17 protein-coding genes and 1 tRNA gene are annotated in these 18586 nt (G+C 55.0%); 10 read left to right on the top strand and 8 right to left on the bottom strand.

What is annotated here, in order from left to right:
* Nucleotides 1–4: 4 nt before the first annotated feature.
* The 3 genes from B2590_RS19245 to B2590_RS06510 form a co-directional block, all read right to left on the bottom strand.
* Nucleotides 5–283: a hypothetical protein gene (locus B2590_RS19245; protein WP_286929846.1), complete on the bottom strand. Its 279-nt coding sequence runs from the start codon at nucleotides 281–283 to the stop codon at nucleotides 5–7.
* A 212-nt stretch (nucleotides 284–495) separates the two neighbouring features.
* Complete coding sequence (locus tag B2590_RS06515) at nucleotides 496–1758, bottom strand: site-specific integrase (protein WP_286811323.1); 1263 nt, start codon at nucleotides 1756–1758, stop codon at nucleotides 496–498.
* A gap of 84 nt (nucleotides 1759–1842) precedes the next feature.
* Nucleotides 1843–1933 (bottom strand) — tRNA-Ser (locus tag B2590_RS06510).
* A 243-nt stretch (nucleotides 1934–2176) separates the two neighbouring features.
* Here B2590_RS06510 and B2590_RS06505 point away from each other — a divergent pair.
* The 4 genes from B2590_RS06505 (at nucleotide 2177) to B2590_RS06490 (ending at nucleotide 6505) form a co-directional block, all read left to right on the top strand.
* Nucleotides 2177–2701, top strand: coding sequence for an isochorismatase family protein (locus B2590_RS06505; protein WP_286847909.1), 525 nt, complete (start codon nucleotides 2177–2179; stop codon nucleotides 2699–2701).
* 75 nt (nucleotides 2702–2776) lie between these two features.
* Nucleotides 2777–3427 carry a cupin domain-containing protein gene (locus B2590_RS06500; RefSeq protein ID WP_091642104.1) on the top strand — a complete coding sequence of 217 codons (651 nt, stop codon included), beginning with the start codon at nucleotides 2777–2779 and terminating at the stop codon, nucleotides 3425–3427.
* A 550-nt stretch (nucleotides 3428–3977) separates the two neighbouring features.
* A complete protein-coding gene (locus tag B2590_RS06495; protein ID WP_091642102.1) occupies nucleotides 3978–5039 on the top strand; it encodes a Glu/Leu/Phe/Val family dehydrogenase in 1062 nt (353 codons plus the stop codon).
* Nucleotides 5040–5098: 59 nt separating this feature from the next.
* Entirely contained in the window at nucleotides 5099–6505 is a 1407-nt protein-coding gene (locus tag B2590_RS06490) for a sodium-dependent transporter (RefSeq protein WP_091642099.1), read from the top strand.
* A gap of 4 nt (nucleotides 6506–6509) precedes the next feature.
* Here the strand turns inward: B2590_RS06490 and B2590_RS06485 are convergent, their stop codons facing one another.
* From B2590_RS06485 to B2590_RS06475, 3 genes are read right to left on the bottom strand one after another with little or no spacing between them, the layout of a single operon-like run.
* Complete coding sequence (locus B2590_RS06485) at nucleotides 6510–7700, bottom strand: MFS transporter (protein ID WP_091642097.1); 1191 nt, start codon at nucleotides 7698–7700, stop codon at nucleotides 6510–6512.
* A 9-nt stretch (nucleotides 7701–7709) separates the two neighbouring features.
* Nucleotides 7710–8537: a CheR family methyltransferase gene (locus B2590_RS06480; protein ID WP_091642094.1), complete on the bottom strand. Its 828-nt coding sequence runs from the start codon at nucleotides 8535–8537 to the stop codon at nucleotides 7710–7712.
* A gap of 39 nt (nucleotides 8538–8576) precedes the next feature.
* Complete coding sequence (locus B2590_RS06475) at nucleotides 8577–9509, bottom strand: chemotaxis protein CheV (protein WP_091642091.1); 933 nt, start codon at nucleotides 9507–9509, stop codon at nucleotides 8577–8579.
* A 198-nt stretch (nucleotides 9510–9707) separates the two neighbouring features.
* On the opposite strand from B2590_RS06475, the gene flgA reads away from it, so the two are divergent.
* The 3 genes from flgA (at nucleotide 9708) to B2590_RS06460 (ending at nucleotide 11395) form a co-directional block, all read left to right on the top strand.
* The gene (flgA, locus tag B2590_RS06470) at nucleotides 9708–10412 is read left to right on the top strand and encodes a flagellar basal body P-ring formation chaperone FlgA (RefSeq protein ID WP_091642089.1); all 705 of its coding nucleotides are present in this window, start codon (nucleotides 9708–9710) and stop codon (nucleotides 10410–10412) included.
* A 178-nt stretch (nucleotides 10413–10590) separates the two neighbouring features.
* Entirely contained in the window at nucleotides 10591–10917 is a 327-nt protein-coding gene (gene flgM, locus B2590_RS06465; protein ID WP_036208006.1) for a flagellar biosynthesis anti-sigma factor FlgM, read from the top strand.
* A 7-nt stretch (nucleotides 10918–10924) separates the two neighbouring features.
* The gene (locus tag B2590_RS06460; protein ID WP_036208010.1) at nucleotides 10925–11395 is read left to right on the top strand and encodes a flagella synthesis protein FlgN; all 471 of its coding nucleotides are present in this window, start codon (nucleotides 10925–10927) and stop codon (nucleotides 11393–11395) included.
* A 42-nt stretch (nucleotides 11396–11437) separates the two neighbouring features.
* Here the strand turns inward: B2590_RS06460 and B2590_RS06455 are convergent, their stop codons facing one another.
* Nucleotides 11438–12175, bottom strand: coding sequence for a pilus assembly protein PilB (locus B2590_RS06455; RefSeq protein WP_091642086.1), 738 nt, complete (start codon nucleotides 12173–12175; stop codon nucleotides 11438–11440).
* Between the two features lie 241 nt (nucleotides 12176–12416).
* Here B2590_RS06455 and B2590_RS06450 point away from each other — a divergent pair, with 241 nt between their 5' ends.
* The 3 genes from B2590_RS06450 to B2590_RS06440 are packed head-to-tail and all read left to right on the top strand — an operon-like array spanning nucleotide 12417 to nucleotide 15670.
* Nucleotides 12417–13034: a peptidylprolyl isomerase gene (locus tag B2590_RS06450; RefSeq protein ID WP_091642083.1), complete on the top strand. Its 618-nt coding sequence runs from the start codon at nucleotides 12417–12419 to the stop codon at nucleotides 13032–13034.
* A 29-nt stretch (nucleotides 13035–13063) separates the two neighbouring features.
* Complete coding sequence (mnmC, locus tag B2590_RS06445; RefSeq protein ID WP_349677124.1) at nucleotides 13064–14977, top strand: bifunctional tRNA (5-methylaminomethyl-2-thiouridine)(34)-methyltransferase MnmD/FAD-dependent 5-carboxymethylaminomethyl-2-thiouridine(34) oxidoreductase MnmC; 1914 nt, start codon at nucleotides 13064–13066, stop codon at nucleotides 14975–14977.
* Between the two features lie 60 nt (nucleotides 14978–15037).
* A complete protein-coding gene (locus tag B2590_RS06440; RefSeq protein ID WP_036208023.1) occupies nucleotides 15038–15670 on the top strand; it encodes an HPP family protein in 633 nt (210 codons plus the stop codon).
* A gap of 25 nt (nucleotides 15671–15695) precedes the next feature.
* Here the strand turns inward: B2590_RS06440 and B2590_RS06435 are convergent, their stop codons facing one another.
* A complete protein-coding gene (locus B2590_RS06435; protein ID WP_286811325.1) occupies nucleotides 15696–18446 on the bottom strand; it encodes a hypothetical protein in 2751 nt (916 codons plus the stop codon).
* Nucleotides 18447–18586 lie beyond the last annotated feature (140 nt).

Below are 18586 nucleotides of genomic sequence, written 5' to 3'. Positions count from 1 at the left end.
CCCCTCATGAGAAATTCGGGCTAAGAACGATGAAGGTCTCATTTATGGTTTTATTTGAATATTCTCTTCCTTGGTACATCACATACTTGATGACTCGGTCATGATCTATATTTTTAAGCTTAATTTTCTTGAAATATCGATCAATTATTCTCGCCTTTGAGACGTAATTATTCCTCGTTGAACTAGAGAGATTTCCACATTCATAGAAAAACCATTCCTCCAACAACTTTCCGATTTCCGTGTTGTAAAAAACAGGGTTTTTGCGAGAATTAGTTTTTTTCATAACGACTCCTTTTAGTTAAGATGTTCGTTATGATATTTGGCAGTTTTTATTTTGTAAATGGCAATTAAAATAATAATGTTATTTGTTTACTATTTAATTATTGACACTATATTTAAATTTTTCAACAAATTCATAACTTTGTAAATTTGTTAAGATTTTGTAATTTTTACATTTGCACAATTTTATAATGCCAATTTCAGCGAACTACGACCTTATTCCAATCTATCGAGAATAGTTTTAAGGCGCTTTAGACTCGGTGCAGAGCCATATCGACCATAAGTAATTTGATCGTGTTTATGACCGAGTAGATGGGCTGCAATGTGTTCAGGAACACTTTTTCGGTTCAAGGCATCGGTGAAAGTATGCCTAAAACTATATGCGGTCGGTGACTGCCCCTTTGTTGAAGTAGAAACGTAAGCGCGTATGTAGCGATTAAGTCTAGTCGTGAAGTTCCTCGACCAATCGTTATACTTCCCTGTCGGTGAGGTCGAAAATAATTGATGGTGCTTTTCCTGTTTTCTATCCTTGAGATATTCCAGAAATCCCATGTCCAAAATACTTTTAGGCAAGGGAAGGTTTCGCTTCGAAGCTGGTGTTTTCAAGTGCTGCTGAGGTCCTGCGTCGGTAATTATCAAGTACCAGATGTTATGGGCCTCATCGCATGCAACATCGTCACAGCGTATCTGACAGGCCTCACTAGGCCTTAAACCCATTTTTAACTGAAGTGATGCTATCAGCCGGTTCTCAAGCCCGCCCAACCCTTGGAATGGCTTCGCTTTGAAAAGCTCCTCAAGCTGGGTGCCTGTCCAGATTATGCGCTGATCAATGTCTTTGCGATCATCGGCTACTTTTAGCCTCAGTCGAGCGAAGGGATTGCGTGTGATGTACTCCATTGATTCGCACCAGGCAATAAACTGCCGAGCGACGCTAACGTGTTCGTTAACCGTCTTGGGGGCCCAGTTGGTGCGTGCTACGAGGTCATCCCGATAGCCTACAGCCTGTTTCGGCCCAAATCCTTTTAGACCAAACTGATCAAGGTACACTCCAAACGGCTTTAACCGGTTAAATAGCTGCGCCAGATATCTTTCTGTGCAGCTCCCTTCTGCTTTTTTATGCTTAATAAATTCTTGAATGAGAATGGCGGAGGCTTGGCGCTTATTTCTAGTGCTTCTTTGACTTGCTTTTGGAGAGCGACTGGGAGGCGAAAGGACGGGAGCTGAAGAGGTGAACACCGGCGGTGCTATTCGAACAGCATCAATGGCTTGGTTAAAAACTTCAATCGATTTAAAAGTTGAGTCCTTCTCGAAAAGTTCTAGGACAGCATGTGTGACGCGAGCATTTAGCTTGAGTGCTTCCGACCGGGACTTTGTTCGCAGGGAAATTCTTACGGTGTGGGGAAAACCGGAGCGATGCCATTTTCGAGGCAGCGGGATTCGACTGTAATAAACTGCGTGAGATGATCTTTGAAGGTACATTGTTCCACCAGGTTGTTCCACCTAGTAAAACGCTTCGGCTAAACCGAAAAAGCCCTTATATCTCAGTCACTTACGCCAAAAAAATGGCGGAGAGGGAGGGATTCGAACCCTCGATACGCTATTAACGTATACACACTTTCCAGGCGTGCGCCTTCAGCCACTCGGCCACCTCTCCAATACTCTTTAAATAAACCGTTCCAAATCAGCAACGTCGTCGCTCATTTGAGGGCGCAAACTCTAATGGTTTTGTTCCGGTTTGGCAACTCCAATTTAAAAATCCTTTCTCCCACTCACTTCTTGGTCGGCATCGGCCATGATCGACACACTGCCAGTGTATTCGGGGCGAGAACCAGCCAGGGCTTTGTGCAATACTGGGATTAAACAAGAACCCGCCTGCAGGGAGGAAACGTTTATGCTGATGAGCGCGGAACAATCAACACTGGTTCTGATCGACCTTCAGAAAAAGCTGATGCCAGTCATTAGTCATGGCGAATCGGTGCTGTCGGAATCCGTGAAGCTGGCTCAAATTGCCCGGCTCATGGAGGTGCCGGTGATTGTCACCGAGCAGATTCCCGAAAAGTTGGGCCACAACGCCGATGAAGTAGCCGCCCTTGCCGATCAGACGGTCACCAAGATCCACTTTGACGCCTGTGGCGGCGGCCTGCTGAAGGCCATCCCCAATGATCGCAAGCAGATCATTATTGGTGGCTGTGAAGCCCATGTGTGCCTGCTGCAATCCGCCCTTTCGCTTCTGGCGGCCGGTTTCGGCGTGTGGGTGGTCGAGAACGCCACCGGCTCCCGCCATGACAATGATCGTGACGCGGCCCTCGAACGCCTGCACAAAGCCGGCGCCACCATTGTGACCGTTGAAATGGTCGCCTTTGAGTGGATGCAACACAGCGAACATCCGCGCTTCCGGGACGTTCAGCGATTAATCAGATAGCGTCACCGGAAACGGATAAGTCCGGCACCGGGCAGTCGTCGTACTGACGGTCAAATGACATAACCGGAGATCGCCATGCTCAACATGGACTTCAGCCAGAAAGTCGTCATTCAGACCGGTGAAAAGGAATGGATCCCCAGCCCGGCTGGCGGCGTACTCCGTAAACCCCTCGCCCGTGAAGAGGCCGAGCGTGGCCACGCCACGAGCATCGTGCGCTATGAGCCCGGCGCCAGCTTCAATCGGCATGAACATCCACTGGGCGAGGAAATCCTGGTACTTGAAGGAGTGTTTTCCGACGAAACCGGGGATTACGGTAAAGGCACCTACCTCCGCAATCCTCCCGGCAGTGGCCACGCGCCATTCAGCAAAGAAGGCTGCGTATTGCTTGTGAAGCTCCATCAATTCGATGAGCGTGACACAGCGACTGTGCGCATCGACACCAGTACCGCTGACTGGTTGCCTGGTATCGGTGGCTTGAAAGTAATGCCATTGCACGAGTTCGAACACGAACACGTGGCGCTGGTGAAATGGCCCGCAAACGAGAAATTCCAGCCCCACCGACATTTTGGAGGCGAAGAGATATTGGTGCTGTCAGGCGAGTTCTGCGACGAAAACGGACGTTACCCTGCAGGCACCTGGATACGAAGCCCCCATATGAGCCAGCATCACCCTTTTGTCGACGAAGAAACGGTCATCTGGGTAAAAACCGGCCACCTTCCTGTATAACGAGCCGGCCAGCCGATCTGAGCTCTAAAAAATATTTACGTTTACGTAAAGTAGATCTATCTACCTGTTACCGCTGGAATTTTCAAAATCACCAAAAAATGCATGAATTTCAACCATTGACGACGATGTAAAAGCTATCTAGTCTTCTCTCGTTGAACCCCAAAAGGGTATCGACACATGAAATCATGCCAACCGGCCTATCTGCCGGGGCATAACAATAAAATGACCACGGAAGCCGTGATCCGGCCTTGTGGAAGAGGATTTCAGCATGTCACTGGTAAATCAGTCCCTGTGCATGGGCCCATGCGCCCACACCCTGCAACACCCTACAGCTCCTTTCCTTTCTCTGACGCTTTGTGCATCCCGATCGCTCCGACCGGATCTTTCACGACTATCCAAACTCATACAACTACCAAATCCGACCGGCAGTTAATCGCGTCCAACACCCGATAGCGATTGAGTTTCGGCAGCGCCCGCAATCTACCGCCGGCCTCCGTCACAAGGGCGAATCCCTGTGCAAGAACCACCCGGAGCAAAAGGAATCCAAACAATGACTGTATTTACGCATCCTGAATTCGACCACCACGAACATCTGACGTTTTGCTGCGATCCAGAGACCGGGCTGCGCGCCATTATTGCCGTACACAATACCTCCCGTGGACCCGCGCTGGGCGGATGCCGCATGTATCCCTACGCCAGCGACGAAGAAGCACTGACAGACGTTCTCCGCCTGTCCCGGGGGATGACTTACAAGTCGGCACTGGCCAACCTTGACCTCGGCGGTGGCAAGTCCGTCATCATCGGCGATCCACGCCAGCACAAAACCGAAGCCCTGCTTGAATCCATGGGGCGTTTCCTGGAACAGCTTGGCGGACTGTACATCGCTGCCGAGGACTCGGGCACCAGCGTAGCCGACCTCCAGGTCATGGGCCGTAAAACGTCCAATGTGGCCGGCATCAGCGAACGCCCGGGTTTTGATGGCAGGCCCAGCAACGGTGACCCCTCTCCGGCCACGGCCTGGGGCACCTTTGTGGGCATTAATGCTGCCGTTAAGCACAAGCTCGGCCGTAGCGACCTTGAGGGGTTGAATGTGGCGATTCAGGGCATCGGCAACGTTGGTTACCGCCTGGCTCGACACCTGAAAGAAGCTGGCGCGAAACTCTGGGTCTACGACGTCCACCAGGACCAGATGGATCGGGCGGTTGCCGAGCTGGGCGCGACGCCGGCTAGCGCCGACGAAATTCTCTACCTGCCGGTAGACGTGGTTGCGCCCTGTGCCATGGGCGCTGTCCTGAATGATCACTCCATTCGTAAGCTACAGGCCACCATCGTGGCCGGCGCCGCTAACAATCAGTTGGCCACCCAGGCTCATGACCAGGCCCTCTTCGAACGTGGAGTGCTCTATGCCCCAGACTTTGTAATCAACGCTGGCGGCATTATCGACGTGTGTTACGAGCGCAAGGGACCCGACCCCCAGGCCGTTCGCAAACACGTCGATTCCATAGCCAATACCCTGGAGGAAATCTTCCAGCGCTCGGATCGCGATGGCCTGCCCACCGGGCAGATCGCCGATCAACTCGCAGAGGAGCGATTCCGGCATAAATCCCGTTGATGGTGGCTAACGCCGCCACTCACTCCCCCGAAAACAAAAACAGTAAGCAGGAGAATACAATGAGTAATGCTTCTTCATCCGCTGAAGGCGGTGCCATGGGCCAGGCGACAGCCAAGCGTGGGCTGTGGTCTTCGCGCCTGGCATTCATACTTGCCGCGACGGGCTCAGCAGTGGGCCTGGGTAATATCTGGAAATTCCCCTACATCACCGGTGAAAACGGCGGTGGCGCCTTCGTCCTGGTATACCTGCTGTGCATTGCGGCGGTGGGCCTACCCATTATGATGGCCGAGGTATTAGTCGGTCGCCGTGGCGGTCACAGCCCCGTTAACAGCATGCGGGCCATAACCAGCCAGGAAGGCCTGAAACCGGCCTGGCGTTGGGTGGCGGCCGTCGGGGTTCTGGCGGGGTTCCTGATCCTCTCTTTCTATTCGGTGATCGGCGGATGGGCAATTTCCTATGTCGGCACCGCCGCCACCGGACAGTTGGCGGGCCAGTCGGCTGAGTCCATAGGCGCCATTTTCTCCGGCCTGTTGGGCGATCCCATCAAGCTGCTTCTGTGGCACACCCTGTTCATGGCGCTGGTGATGGTCGTGGTTGCACGAGGTGTACGTTCCGGGCTTGAGCGTGCCGTCAGCATTCTGATGCCGGCCCTGTTCGTGCTCCTGCTGATTGTCGTGGGCTATGCGATGACCACTGGCCACTTTGGCCAGGCCGTCGCCTTCCTGTTCCAGCCCGACTTCTCGAAGCTCACCACTTCGGGCGTTTTGGTTGCCCTGGGCCACGCCTTCTTCACGCTCAGCCTCGGCATGGGCGTCATGATGGCCTACGGCTCCTATCTGCCAAAAAACATCTCCATCGCCAAAACCTCCGTGACCGTCTCGATCATGGATACCGCCGTGGCCTTGCTGGCCGGGTTGGCTATTTTCCCAATCGTATTTGCCAATGGCCTTGAGCCAGGCGCCGGTCCCGGCCTGATCTTCCAAACCCTGCCACTGGCATTCGGGCAAATGCCTATGGGCAGCCTCTTCGGTACGCTGTTCTTCGTGTTGCTGATCTTTGCCGCCTGGACATCCGGCATTTCGCTGCTGGAGCCCATTGTCGAATGGCTTGAGGAACAGAAGGGGTTGAACCGTACGGTGAGCACCGTCGGAGCAGGCATCGTCTGCTGGTTACTGGGTGTGGCCTCCGTGCTTTCACTGAACCTGTGGTCGGACGTGACACCGCTGGGCATGTTTGCGATGTTCGAAGGCAAAACCATCTTCGACCTTCTGGATTTCCTGACCGCAAATATCCTGCTGCCCCTGGGTGGACTGCTGGTCGCCGTGTTTGTCGGCTGGACAATGTCTCGACAGGCGTTGGAAAGCGAACTGGGCATGTCACCGGGCACATTCTCGGTCTGGTATCGCGTCCTGCGTTACTTCACACCCGTTGCTGTCGCCGTCGTGTTCGTCTACAACCTGGTATAACCAATCAAGCGGGATGCCGGCCCCTGTTCTGGGGCCGGCTTATCAGCCAAACGGCCATCAAGACACCGTGTAACACCAGGAACGGTATGGCAATCAGCAACAGTCCATTCCAGTCAAACGCCGCCAATACCGCACCAGCACTCAGTGCAGCTGTCGCCTGCGAGCCGAATACCATCAGGTCGTTGAGCCCCTGAACACGGAACCGCTCCTCATCGCGATATCCCTGCGGCAACAGCGTGGTGCCACCAACAAACAGGAAGTTCCAGCCAACCCCCAACAGGATGAGTGCAAACAGGTAGTGGTGAAAGCTGATACCGCTGAACGCCAGGGCCACACACCCCAGATAGGCCAGCAATCCCAGCCCCATCATCCTCGGAATACCCACCACACGAATTAACCAGCCACTGACCAGCGACGGCAAATACATGGCCATGATGTGAATCTGAATGACCCACTTGGCATCTTCAAGCGGGTGATCGGCCACTTCTGTCATACTCAGCGGTGTTGCCGTCATGATAAAACTCATGAGGGCATAACCGATGGCGGCGGCACTGATCGCCGCCCATATGACCGGTTGCCTCAGGATGTCGGTCATCGGGCGACCGCCCTCCCCCAAGGCTTCCCGGACTCGCTCCCCGCTGGCGCGGTACCCGAATACCAGTACGACCATGGCAAGCACCTGCACGACACTCAGTGCAAGCCAGCCGCCCATGAAAGGGTATTCGGCTTGACCTCCACCACCGACAAGCGCAATTTCCGGCCCCAGCCACGCCGCTACAAGACCACCGAGAAGTACCCTGGCTGCGGCGGAGCCAGCCATCTCGGGCGCCACCGACTCCATGGCCGCAAAGCGGTATTGGTGAACCACCGCCAGCCCGGTTCCACCCACAACCGCCGCAACGCACAAGAACGGGAAACTTGCGCTCCAGGCTGCCAGCGTACCGAACAATCCGGACATCGTACCCGCCAGCGCGCCAAGCAACATAACCGGCTTGCGCCCCAGACGCTCCATCATCCACGTAGCAGGCTTGATAGTCAGCACCGTACCAACAACCACAAGGCCCACGGGCAGGGTTGCCCACTCAGGCGATGGCGCCAGAAGACGTCCGTGAATGCTTCCGATAAAAACGATAAAAGGCGCTGTACACATGGCAAGCGCCTGGGCGGCGACCAGTATCCATACATTGATCGGCATTGGGTGGGCCTATTTTTTGCGGTAGATGATACCTGGGTGGCACTGCACCATTTCGTAGAGATGAGGCAACCCGTTCAGCGATTCCGATGCTCCCAGTATCAGGTAACCACCGGGATTGAGGGTGGCATGGATACGGGTCAGGATGTCCTTTTTAAGCTCTGCCGAGAAATAGATCAGTACGTTCCGGCACATAACGATATCAAACTTTCCGAGCATGTAGCGTTCGAGCAGGTTGAGTTCCCGGAACTCAACCATGCTCTTGATCTGCGGTCGGATTTGCCAGCTACCATTCATCGCGGGAGTGAAAAACTGCTTCTGACGCTCGGGCGACAGTCCCCGGCCAATGGCAATCATCTCATACTCGCCACGGCGCGCAACCTCAAGAACGCTTTTGGAGATGTCGGTGGCGGTGATCTTCACATCCCGCAGCCTACCCGGCCGTTGGCGACGAAATTCTTCAATAATCATCGCTACCGAATAGGGCTCCTGCCCTGTCGAGCAGGCTGCCGACCAGATACGGAGTGACTGCGCTGATTTTCTGTCGCCGAACTCCGGCAGCAGCTTTTCCTGCAGGATGCGGAACGGGTGATTGTCCCTGAACCAAAGTGTCTCATTCGTCGTCATCGCATCGATCACGACTTCCTTCAAACTGCTGCGACCGGTTCGCTTCACGCGATCCAGCAGATCACCCAGGGTACTCAACTTGTTCTCTTCCATGATCCGCCGTAACCGGCTTTTCACCAGGTACTGCTTGTTGTCCCCGAGCAAAATTCCACACGCATCCTGCAGGAATGTCTTAAACGCCTCGTATTCCTGTGGGGTTATCTCAGCTTTCATTGGATCTCAGTATCGAGTGGGTCGGAAGTGACACCGGCGTCACTGCTCGCGATCGACAATTTCCATAACCCTTTCAGCCAACTCATCGGGGCTGAATTTTGCCATGAAATCGTCAGCGCCTACCTTCTGCACCATTGCCTTGTTGAACACGCCACTCAAGGACGTGTGCAGCATGATGAATACGTCCTTGATTGCAGGCTCATTTTTGCACTTGGTGACCAAAGTGTACCCGTCCATTTCCGGCATTTCGACATCGGATATGATCAGACACAGGTGGTCGACGGCCTGGGAACCATCTGCCGTAACTTCTTTTAGATAATCCAGGGCCTGCTTGCCGTCATTTTTTGTCACCACCTCCATACCGATGGCCGTGAGGCACCGCTCTATCTGACGTCGGGCCACTGCGGAATCATCCACAACGAGCACTGGTAGATGGCCGGGCACCCGCTCTGAACTGCGGTTGCGGACGTCTTCGGTGACATCCTCCTCAAACGGAGAGACTTCAGAGAGTATCTTTTCAACATCGATAATCTCAATCAGCTTGTCTTCAAAGTGCGTTACCGCTGTCAGGTAAACGTCTTTGCCCGCCCCCTTGGGTGGCGGCAGGATGTCTTCCCAGTTCATATTCACGATGCGGTCGACACCAGCCACCAGGAAACCCTGGGTTTTTCGGTTGTACTCAGTAATGATCACGAAGCTGGTGGCCATCTCTTCCTTGGGAATACCGGGAAGCCGGATTGACATACCAAGGTCAATGATAGGGATGGTCTCGCCACGAATATGGGCCACGCCCCGAACCATAGGGCGACTGTTCGGCAACGACGACAGCCTGGGGCACTGCAACACTTCCTTGACCTTGAAGACGTTGATGCCGTACATCTGCCGGCCACGAAGGCGAAATAACAGAAGCTCCAGACGATTCTGGCCCACCAGCTGGGTGCGCTGATTTACACTGTCCAATACCCCTGCCATCGTTTATATCTCCCACTCGAAACGTCTTGCTGCCGGCACGCATCTTGCTGCGTTATTCTAGAAAGTCGCGTGGAACCGGCTATGTGCCGGTTTATTGACTCACTCGATAGGCTTAACGGCCGAATCCGGAAATCATTAGGATATTCCTGAACTCGGGGCTTTACCCGGTTAATGACAGCATAGGACAAACTGCCGCGTATGCGCATTACCAATTTCGCCATCATATTGTTATTCGCCGTAACAGCCGGCCCGGCAATGGCCTCCACGACCACGGCCGAACAAATTCAAAGCAGCGCGGAACAATTTCTGGAGGCATTTTCAGAGGCTCAGGCAAACGAAGGCTTTACGGTTTCCCACGATACTGGCCAACTCGACGCACGCCTCTCGCTCGCAACCTGTGATACCCCACTCAGCGTATCGTTCAGCGGCGACCCCTGGAGAACCACCCAACCCTCGCTACTGGTTTCCTGCGAGGGCGAGCGCCCCTGGCGCATGTTCCTTCCGGTATCCGTCACGATAACCGGTGAAGCCATGGTCGCCGCCCGCCCCCTGGGGCGCGGCGAACGACTGACAAAAGCGGCAATACAGTCGGATAACGTGGTGGTGAATTCGATTCGACGGGGCGCAATAACCAATGTCGACCAGTTAATGGGCATGGAAATGCGCCGCGGCGTGAACGCCGGTACCGTATTTACACCGGATTTGGTGCTGGCTCCGGCAGCGATCGAACGCGGAGACCATGTTATCATCAGCGCCCGCAGCGGAAATTTTTCGGTAAACTCAAGGGGTAAGGCCCTGGCTAGTGCCGGGATTGGAGAACAGGTTCTGGTTGAGAACCTCTCGTCCTCCCGCACCGTGCGTGCCCGTGTGACTGCTCCCGGGCATGTCGAGATTCCCATGTAACCTCGTTCCCGGCATTGATTCACCGGAAACGGCAATCTGTTGCCGGTTTTTTGGAAAGATGACAAGAGTGTCATTTAACTCTTGCAAAAATCGCTAAAGAAACGTCAGGCCATGCCGATAGACAGGTATGAAATTTTGGAGCCGCCCAACGCGGCCGACCAGTTAAGCAGGTAACGTTATGTCAGTTGACTTTAATGGAATAGGCCCAGGCCAGGTCAACACCCAGAAAACCACGGCCGATAAATCTTCCGCTACCCAGAGCACTCAGCCCTCTACAGCTGAGCAGGCAAAGACCCAGGCGCAAGGCGCCCGTGGTGAAAATGTCAATTTGAGCAGCCAGGCGAAGAACCTGAAACAGCTCGAACAAAAGCTCGGCAGTTATCCGGAAATGGACGATGACCGTATCGAGCAGATCCGCTCTGCCCTTGAAAGCGGCTCCTACAAGGTTGATGCAGAGAAACTGGCCCAGAAAATGCTTGAGATGGATGAAAGCATTTTCGGGTGAGTAGATCATGGCCGCAATTGATGAACTGAAAGACCTTTTATCTCAGGATATCCGTCAACTCGAATCCCTGGCGGACGTCCTGCAGCAGGAAAAAGCCTGCCTTTCCACATCTGATATCCGTAAACTCGAATCACTGACTGGCGAGAAAAACACTCTGTTGGGTCAGATTCGTGAACGGGCCAAACTCAAAATCCGCCTTCTGGTGTCGATGGGGTTTCGACCTGAAAACGGAGCACCCTCACGGTTTATTCTCAGCGCCGGCCTGTCAGATGTTTACGACTTGTGGCGGGAGGCCGACGAACGCCTTAAGACCTGTCACCAGTTGAATAGCAATAATGGGCGGGTTGTCAGTCACCTTCAGAAGCGCCTTTCACGTCTTACTGATATATTCCGCGGCGTTTCCGGGCACCAGACCCTCTACGGTGCTCAGGGCGAGCAAAAGGCCGTATCACACCGTACCGTTCTGGCGAGCGCCTGACGGCTTCTGGGCTCCGCAAACGTCGGAGCCCAACGCATCCCATCAGCGAGTATAGATCGTCATCTGTGAATCGGGATGGAAGCGGATATTGTCGAGTGCAATGTTCCCCATGGACGGTCCCTGACTGCCGCTGACCCGTATATTGTCCATGCGGATCTGTTCGATCCTTTCCGGGAACGCCAGGGTGAGTCCGCCATCGTCACGAACCATGTAACGGGGAACATCATCCCGATAATGCACACCGGATATCGTCAGATCAGAATCCAGGAAGTTCAGCACCGGCACGAAAATGTTCGCTGTTAGTTTCAGGCCTTCGATGACATCCGGATCAACCTCTCCTGTCCCGTCGTTACTTCCGGTCATGGCAGATACCGTGGCGATACGATCCAACAAGGATTGATCACCCTGCCCCGACACGCCGGCCATCTCGTCGTCATTAAGCGGCGCCAAACCGGCACGCTCGTACAATTGCGCGGCGTCCGTAACGTCTCGTGAATCATTCGTGGTGCTGCCAGCGGCAAAACTGACCAATGGCTGAAAAGGCAATACCGCCATAGTGACCAGTGCAGCCGCGTTGCGGTAACGGGATTGGTGCTTGAGAACCCGATGCAACTCGCGCTCGGTAATCCAGCCGGACTGTATAAACACCTCGCCGAGCCGCTGACCGGTCTCATGCTGTAGGCGCAGGCCCTCTTCCAACTGAATTTCGGAAAGGTATCCCCGGTTTATCAGCAACCGACCGAGACGGGATTTTTCTTCGAAGCCCTGACGGATTTTCAAGGTATGCCTCCAATAGCTTCACAGTGATTGCCGTACAACCTGGCCCGGTCAGAGTGCATCAATGCCACTGATGCGATAAAAGGTTAGCTGATAGTCATGAACTCCGCAGGGAATATGCCCGACTTGACAAGTATTATCTGCTAACATCCTGCAACAGACTGGATTCATGGGAACAGTATCGCAGCAAACATTCCCGAAGCTACCTACTATTCCCTGAACTAACTACGTGAGCCATTATAGAATGACAAATTTCGTAAAACCGTTTCGTTATGTGATGCAAATCGCTCTATCTGTAACCTTCATGCTGGGTATCGGCAACTGCCTGGCGGCAGAAGGGCAACAGAATGAGCTGCCCCAGGTGATTATTGAAACCAGCGAAGGTGCCATTGAGGTGACTCTGCGCCCGGACATCGCTCCCGAGACCGTTGAGAATTTTATTACCTATGCCAAAAACGGGTTCTACGAGGGAACGCTGTTCCATAGGGTCATTCCAGGTTTCATGATCCAGGGCGGCGGTTTTGATCAGGATCTAAACCAGAAGCAGACCCGTAGCCCCATCCGGAACGAAGCCAGGCCAACCGCCAAAAACCTTCGCGGAACCATCGCCATGGCCCGCACAAGCTCACCGGACTCCGCCACGTCCCAGTTTTTTATCAACCTGACCGACAACGATTTCCTGAACGCAGGTGTCCGCGGCCCGGGCTACGCGGTATTTGGTAAGGTAACAGGGGGAATGGGTGTCGTGGATGCCATCGCCAGCAAGAAAACGGTGAGATCCCGAGGCATGGCGGATGTACCCCAGGAACCCGTCATTATTCGTAGCGTTTCGGTTCGGCAAACCGATACCGCGACAGAGTAGCCCGTTAAGCCTACTGACCGGATACAACGATCGTGACTGACCTCAGCCTCCCCTCCATTGAAACCGCCGACATTGATTGGAGCAATGGCGCGCCCCGCTGTCGCCGCTTTGGCGATGTTTACTTCTGCAGCGAGAATGGTCTTGAAGAAGCGCGATACGTGTTTATCGGCCAGAACCGGCTTAGCGAACGTTTTTCCTTATTGCCCGCAGCCTCCTCCTTCGTCATCGCGGAAACGGGGTTTGGCACTGGCCTGAATTTCCTCGCAGCCTGGCAAGCCTGGAATGAAACAGCCACACCACGCCACGGTTGCCTGCATTTCGTCTCCGCCGAACGCCACCCGTTGACTCCGCAGGACCTTGCCCGAGCACTTACGATGTGGCCGGAGCTCAAGGCCTACGCTGACGAACTGCTCGAACAGTATCCTGCCCTCACCTCCGGCACCCATCGCCTGGTGCTCGCCGGTGGTCGTGTCAGGCTCACACTTTTTTTCGGCGATGTGGCCGATGCCTGGCGTGAGCTGGATTTTCAGGCGGATGCCTGGTTCCTGGACGGTTTCGCGCCCGCCAAAAATCCGGGCATGTGGACAAGTGAAATCATCGACGCGATACCGGGCCACAGCAAGCCCGGCGCGACGCTCGCCACCTTTACATCCGTTGGCGAGGTGCGGCGACGGCTGATTGCTGCTGGTTTCGCCATGCGAAAAGCAACCGGATTTGGCCAGAAATGGGACATGTTGACCGGCACACTGGGTGATGCCACCAGCCCCGGAACACCACCAGCCGCGAATGATGTTGAATCCATTGCCATCATCGGCGCCGGGGTTGCCGGCAGCCTGCTCGCCCGGAATCTGGCGGAGCGGGGATTGCATGTCACGGTGATTGACCAGGCTCAAGAGGCTGGAACAGCCGCCTCTGGCAATATCCAGGGTGCGCTGTATGTCAAACTGGGCATTGAGTTCAACGATCAGGCAAAGCTCGGTCTCTCATCGTTGCTGTTCAGTCAACGTTACTATCAACAGTTCGGCGGGGAGCACTGGCATCCTTCCGGGCTTGTTCAACTGGCGCACAGTGATAGCGAGCAAGACCGTCAGAACCGCTTCATCGCCCGCAACGACTATCCAAGCGCCGTATTGCAGCAGATCAGCCCGGAACAGGTGTCTGAGCTTGCCGGCATTCCGCTGACTCGGGGAGGCCTCTGGTTTCCTCGCAGTGGATGGCTTGAACCCGGCGGCCTTTGCCGGGATTTGATAGAGCACGAGCGGATCTTTCAATGTTTTGGGTTTGACGTCCACCGACTTACCCCTTGCAACGGCAAATGGCATATCGCAGGTAACGGCGAGCAGGATGTTGTGGTCGACCGGGTGGTGATATGCGCCGGCCATCAGACACCGGACCTGATTCCGTTGAAGGGCGGCTTCCGTTTTCGTGCGATTCGAGGGCAAGTAACCCACTTGCCTGCGAAGGCGGTCAATTGCCCTGATGTAGTGGTATGTGGATCAGGGTATCTCAATCCCGCCCACGGTGGCATGACACTGGCGGGTGCCACCTTCGATCTTCATGACTCATCGCCAACCCTTTCCACCGAAAGCCACCGGGATAACCTTTCAATGCTGGATGCGATGGTTCCAGGCTCGGTAAACAGGGATTCAGGCGACGTTGATCCGGCGAAACTCGATGGCAAAGTCGGGTTTCGATGCACAACCCATGATTATCAGCCGGTCGCTGGTCCACTAGTGGACGCTTATGGGCAACCATTGGAAGGCATCAACCTGTTTACCGGCTTGGGCAGCAAGGGGTTGAGTTACGCTCCCCTGCTCGCAGAGTACCTTGCCGACCGGCTCTCCGGGCAGCCTGTCTGCCTCCCCGGATCCCTGGCAAAACGGGTCGCGACGGGCCGCTGCCACCGCGTGGAAATAACAGAGCAGGAAACTATTAGCGCCTGAAGAAATCAAATTGTCTGCCGATAACCGGAGAAGGCCCTGTTGTAACCGGAGCAGATCATTATGTCCATTCATGTCAGTGAACCCGGCAGACCCGTTGGGACACGCCTGCCGGAGATATTCCGGGGCCGCCGCGTAGGTGACGTTACAGAACTGAGCGAATCCCACAATATCGATGTTCAGCACAGTGAGGCAACCGACGCCGAGTTCCAGCTTGCCGCCCGCTCCGGACGGCAGCGTGCCATTGAGGAATACGGTGCCGCAGCGTCCGGTGAACCCAAAGAGCGACGGGCCTACCTGCCGGTATCCCAGATCTGCACCCCCGCCCTGCACTCTCTGCCAGCCACCGCAAGCGTTGCTGACGCGATGGAAGCCATGGATGAAAACGGCGTCAACCATCTCGTGATTACCGCAGACGGTAACGTAGCAGGGCTCGTGGATCTACGCTGGTTGCTAGCCTGGCTCCACGAAACCGATGCAAACGCCATGAGCGCGAGCTTCGTGAATATCGAACTACCCGCCTTCCTGACCTCGTCGCCCGAGACCGATGCCCACCAGTTGGCAAGGCTGATGCTCGCTCACCAACTGAATGCGGCCCTGGTGGTTGATGAGAGGGGCCAGTCAGCCGGTATCGTCACCAGCACCGATTACCTGAAGTTGTACGCCAACGCCAGCCGGCACGAGGGTAGCGTATAGCAGTGGGCACATCGCCCGCATTCGATTAATGCAACGGCAGCCCCTCTCCAGTAAACAGCCGAACCTCCCAGGTCTCAGAGGCACCACTGACGATTTTGACCAGGGCTGTTATTTCGTCATCGCGGTAGTTTTCCAGCCGTTCTATTTCACCCTCAGCACCAACCAGTGGCAACTGAGTTCTCCATTCCCGGCTGCTGTCAGTGTCATCATCGCTGTTTTCTTCCAGTGAAATTCTGGCCAGGATCGGATGAGTCTGGCTGTTTCCCTCGCTTTCGCTGAAATTACCGTTGGTACTTCCTGCAACCAGAATGTCCCGGTCGTAAGTGCGCACCGCACGTAGAGACTCAGTGGATGCATCATCCAAGTCATTGAACGTAAAGGCGCGAGTGACATCTCCCAACGCCGTATAGGACAATGCAAACCCGGCCTGGCTGTTGATCTGACGGCGCTTCAGTGAGCGGTTTCCATCGCCAGACTCGACGCTATAGTTGCCGGTACTCTGGCCCACCAACCAGACATTGTTGGTCCCGTAGATGCCGTCGGAGAGATCTTCGTTGCCAGCGGTTCCACGCTGCCTGACGTTAATTGTACTGTCTGCGCTGGAGGCAATATAAAAGAACGCGTCTTTTCCGCCAAGTTGGGGTTGGCCACTCACCGCGCCTGAGGAATCCCCGATCAGCAGCGGACTGCTGGTGGACGTACTGCCTCCTACAACCGACTCATCATGCCCTGCTGACCCGACCTGTCGTATCCAGGCAACCACCGGCACAACCGAGTTGCCGTCAACGGTAGTGTCAATTCTCTGGAGAAAACTGTCCACACCACCAGCAGCGTTTTCGTTCGTCCACTGGCCATCGGTTTCCCCGGCGTTCACGACGTAACCACCATCTTCATCAATCCCAGTCCATCGGGGAAAATCATCACCGGATGTGCCGGTCACAATGCTCCAAACCGGCACATAACTGTCCGGATCCTGAGCGGTGTCGAAGAAGTAAAGCAGGGTATGAACATCCACACCATTGCCGCCAGGGGCACCGTCCGGTGTCTGTTCACTGCCGAACGACACGACGAATTCGTAGCGGGTAACGTCGTCATCTCCTTCCTTAAAGTTACGTTCGACAAAACCGATAACCGGTTCCCCACCCTGGGCAATAGCGGCCTCTGACAACGGCTGCTCCGTTACTTCCCCTTTCTGCGTGACGATACGCACCCAGGGACGGTCACCATCATCGATACGATAGCCTGCAATGAAAAGACGACCGTTGTGCCCGAAGGCCGTGTCGGTGGGAACAAAGGCCGCACTGTTGCCCACCTCAATCGGTGAAGTCAGTTCGTTGATGTTCACCCTCAGTTTGTCCGCATCCGCCGAGGCCGCGAAATTCTCCCTTCCGGACTGATAACGTTCGTCCAGACCCAAAAGAAGGAAACGATCGTTTTCCAGCTGGCCGTTGGTGTAGTCGTCGGGAATGCGGATACGAAAGCGCATTTCCTCAACGCCCTCGGCAAAGGTCAGAAGATCCCCTTCCACCCACTCGCCATTCCCGTCCCGGACTTCCACAAGGAAATCCTCGCCCAGAATCACATCGGAGTCATCATCCTCTCCAAGTTTCACGCTATAAGCACCGGCTCGTTCACCGCTGATTAAAGCAACATACTCGCGAACTTCGCCGACATTAAGCGCATCGCGGGTACCGCCGGCCTCGGTTTCCAGGCGCACTGTTGGCTCATTGTCCGCAATCCGCAGTAATTCCCTGACACCGGAATTGGAACTGCCAAGCCCGGCGAGGCCGGACCGCACCTCGGTCAGTCGGATGTTCAGGGTTTCCAGGGGTTCGGCCTCGGTGTCCTCGATAACTTCCAGGCGGATGTAACATTCGGTGATTCCGGGCTCCAGAGTAATCACCCCCTTGGACAGGAACCCATCATCGTCTGGCTGATACTGAAGATAGGAAGGCACTGGTAAGGTCGGTTCGCTCTGCGTCCCCAAACCAACAATGTCCTTGCCGATGATCGCCTCGTTGTCGTTGGCGGCGCCATTTTCACAACGCTGATGAGGGGGATCAATATCCTCGTCACAGCGTTGTGGATTAAAGCTGGAGTCCAGCTCAAAGGCCACCGACACACGGGTGACAGAAGGCTGATCAAGCAGTACCCGCACAAGAACGGGATAGGTGGCGCTGGTGCGTTGAACGGTTTTAACGACGGCGCCATCATCGTCGTACTCGTTCACCTCATATGTCTGTCGACCGATTTCTCCGATCTCCGGAGCCTCGCACCGATTATCCCGTTCCTCCGGCGCCTCGAACGCCTCTCCCTCGGTAAAATCGTCGATGGCCAGGCTGAGCACGTTTTCCCGGACCTCAATGTCAAATGGCTGTGTACCGGCCGCACGGCCATCATTGCCAACCAGAGTGATGTTCTCCGTAGTGCCGAGGTCATCACGGCCTCTCGAGCCACCGGTCAGCCCCGGAACGCCCCGCATGATGACGCCCTGGCGTGCCTTGTTGCTGGTGTCTTCCAGCGCCAGCCAGGACGGTGCATTGGTGAGTGAATAATCGAGAATATCGTCGCTGTCGAAAGCGCCAAAATTGTAGGCGTATTCAACGCCCAGATAAGCTTCGTCCGGCGGTGTTCCCAGAATGTAGGGGTCTTCGGCGTCCTGTTCGGTCTTGCAACCGCCAATGACAACCAGGATCAGTGACAGCAGGGCAAGACAGCCCCCGCGAGGAAAACAGCGAAGAGCACAGGAGAGGCAAGAGAGCGAATCGGCGCGCATGAAAAAGTCCGTTTCAGAGCATTGTTTTTATAGGTGCTTTACACACCGTTACAGAACAAGCTCATGGTAATCAATTTCACGGAGGCAGGATCTGCGCGAGTTCTCAGATTCTGGCCACGGACGAACCATAGTGTGCGCCG

Origin of the sequence: Marinobacter sp. UBA3604 (assembly GCF_002375325.1) — a bacterium.
Taxonomy (GTDB): Bacteria; Pseudomonadota; Gammaproteobacteria; order Pseudomonadales; family Oleiphilaceae; genus Marinobacter; species Marinobacter salarius.
Note: the sequence above shows the minus strand (reverse complement) of the source record. Positions and strands in the feature narration are given on the sequence as shown.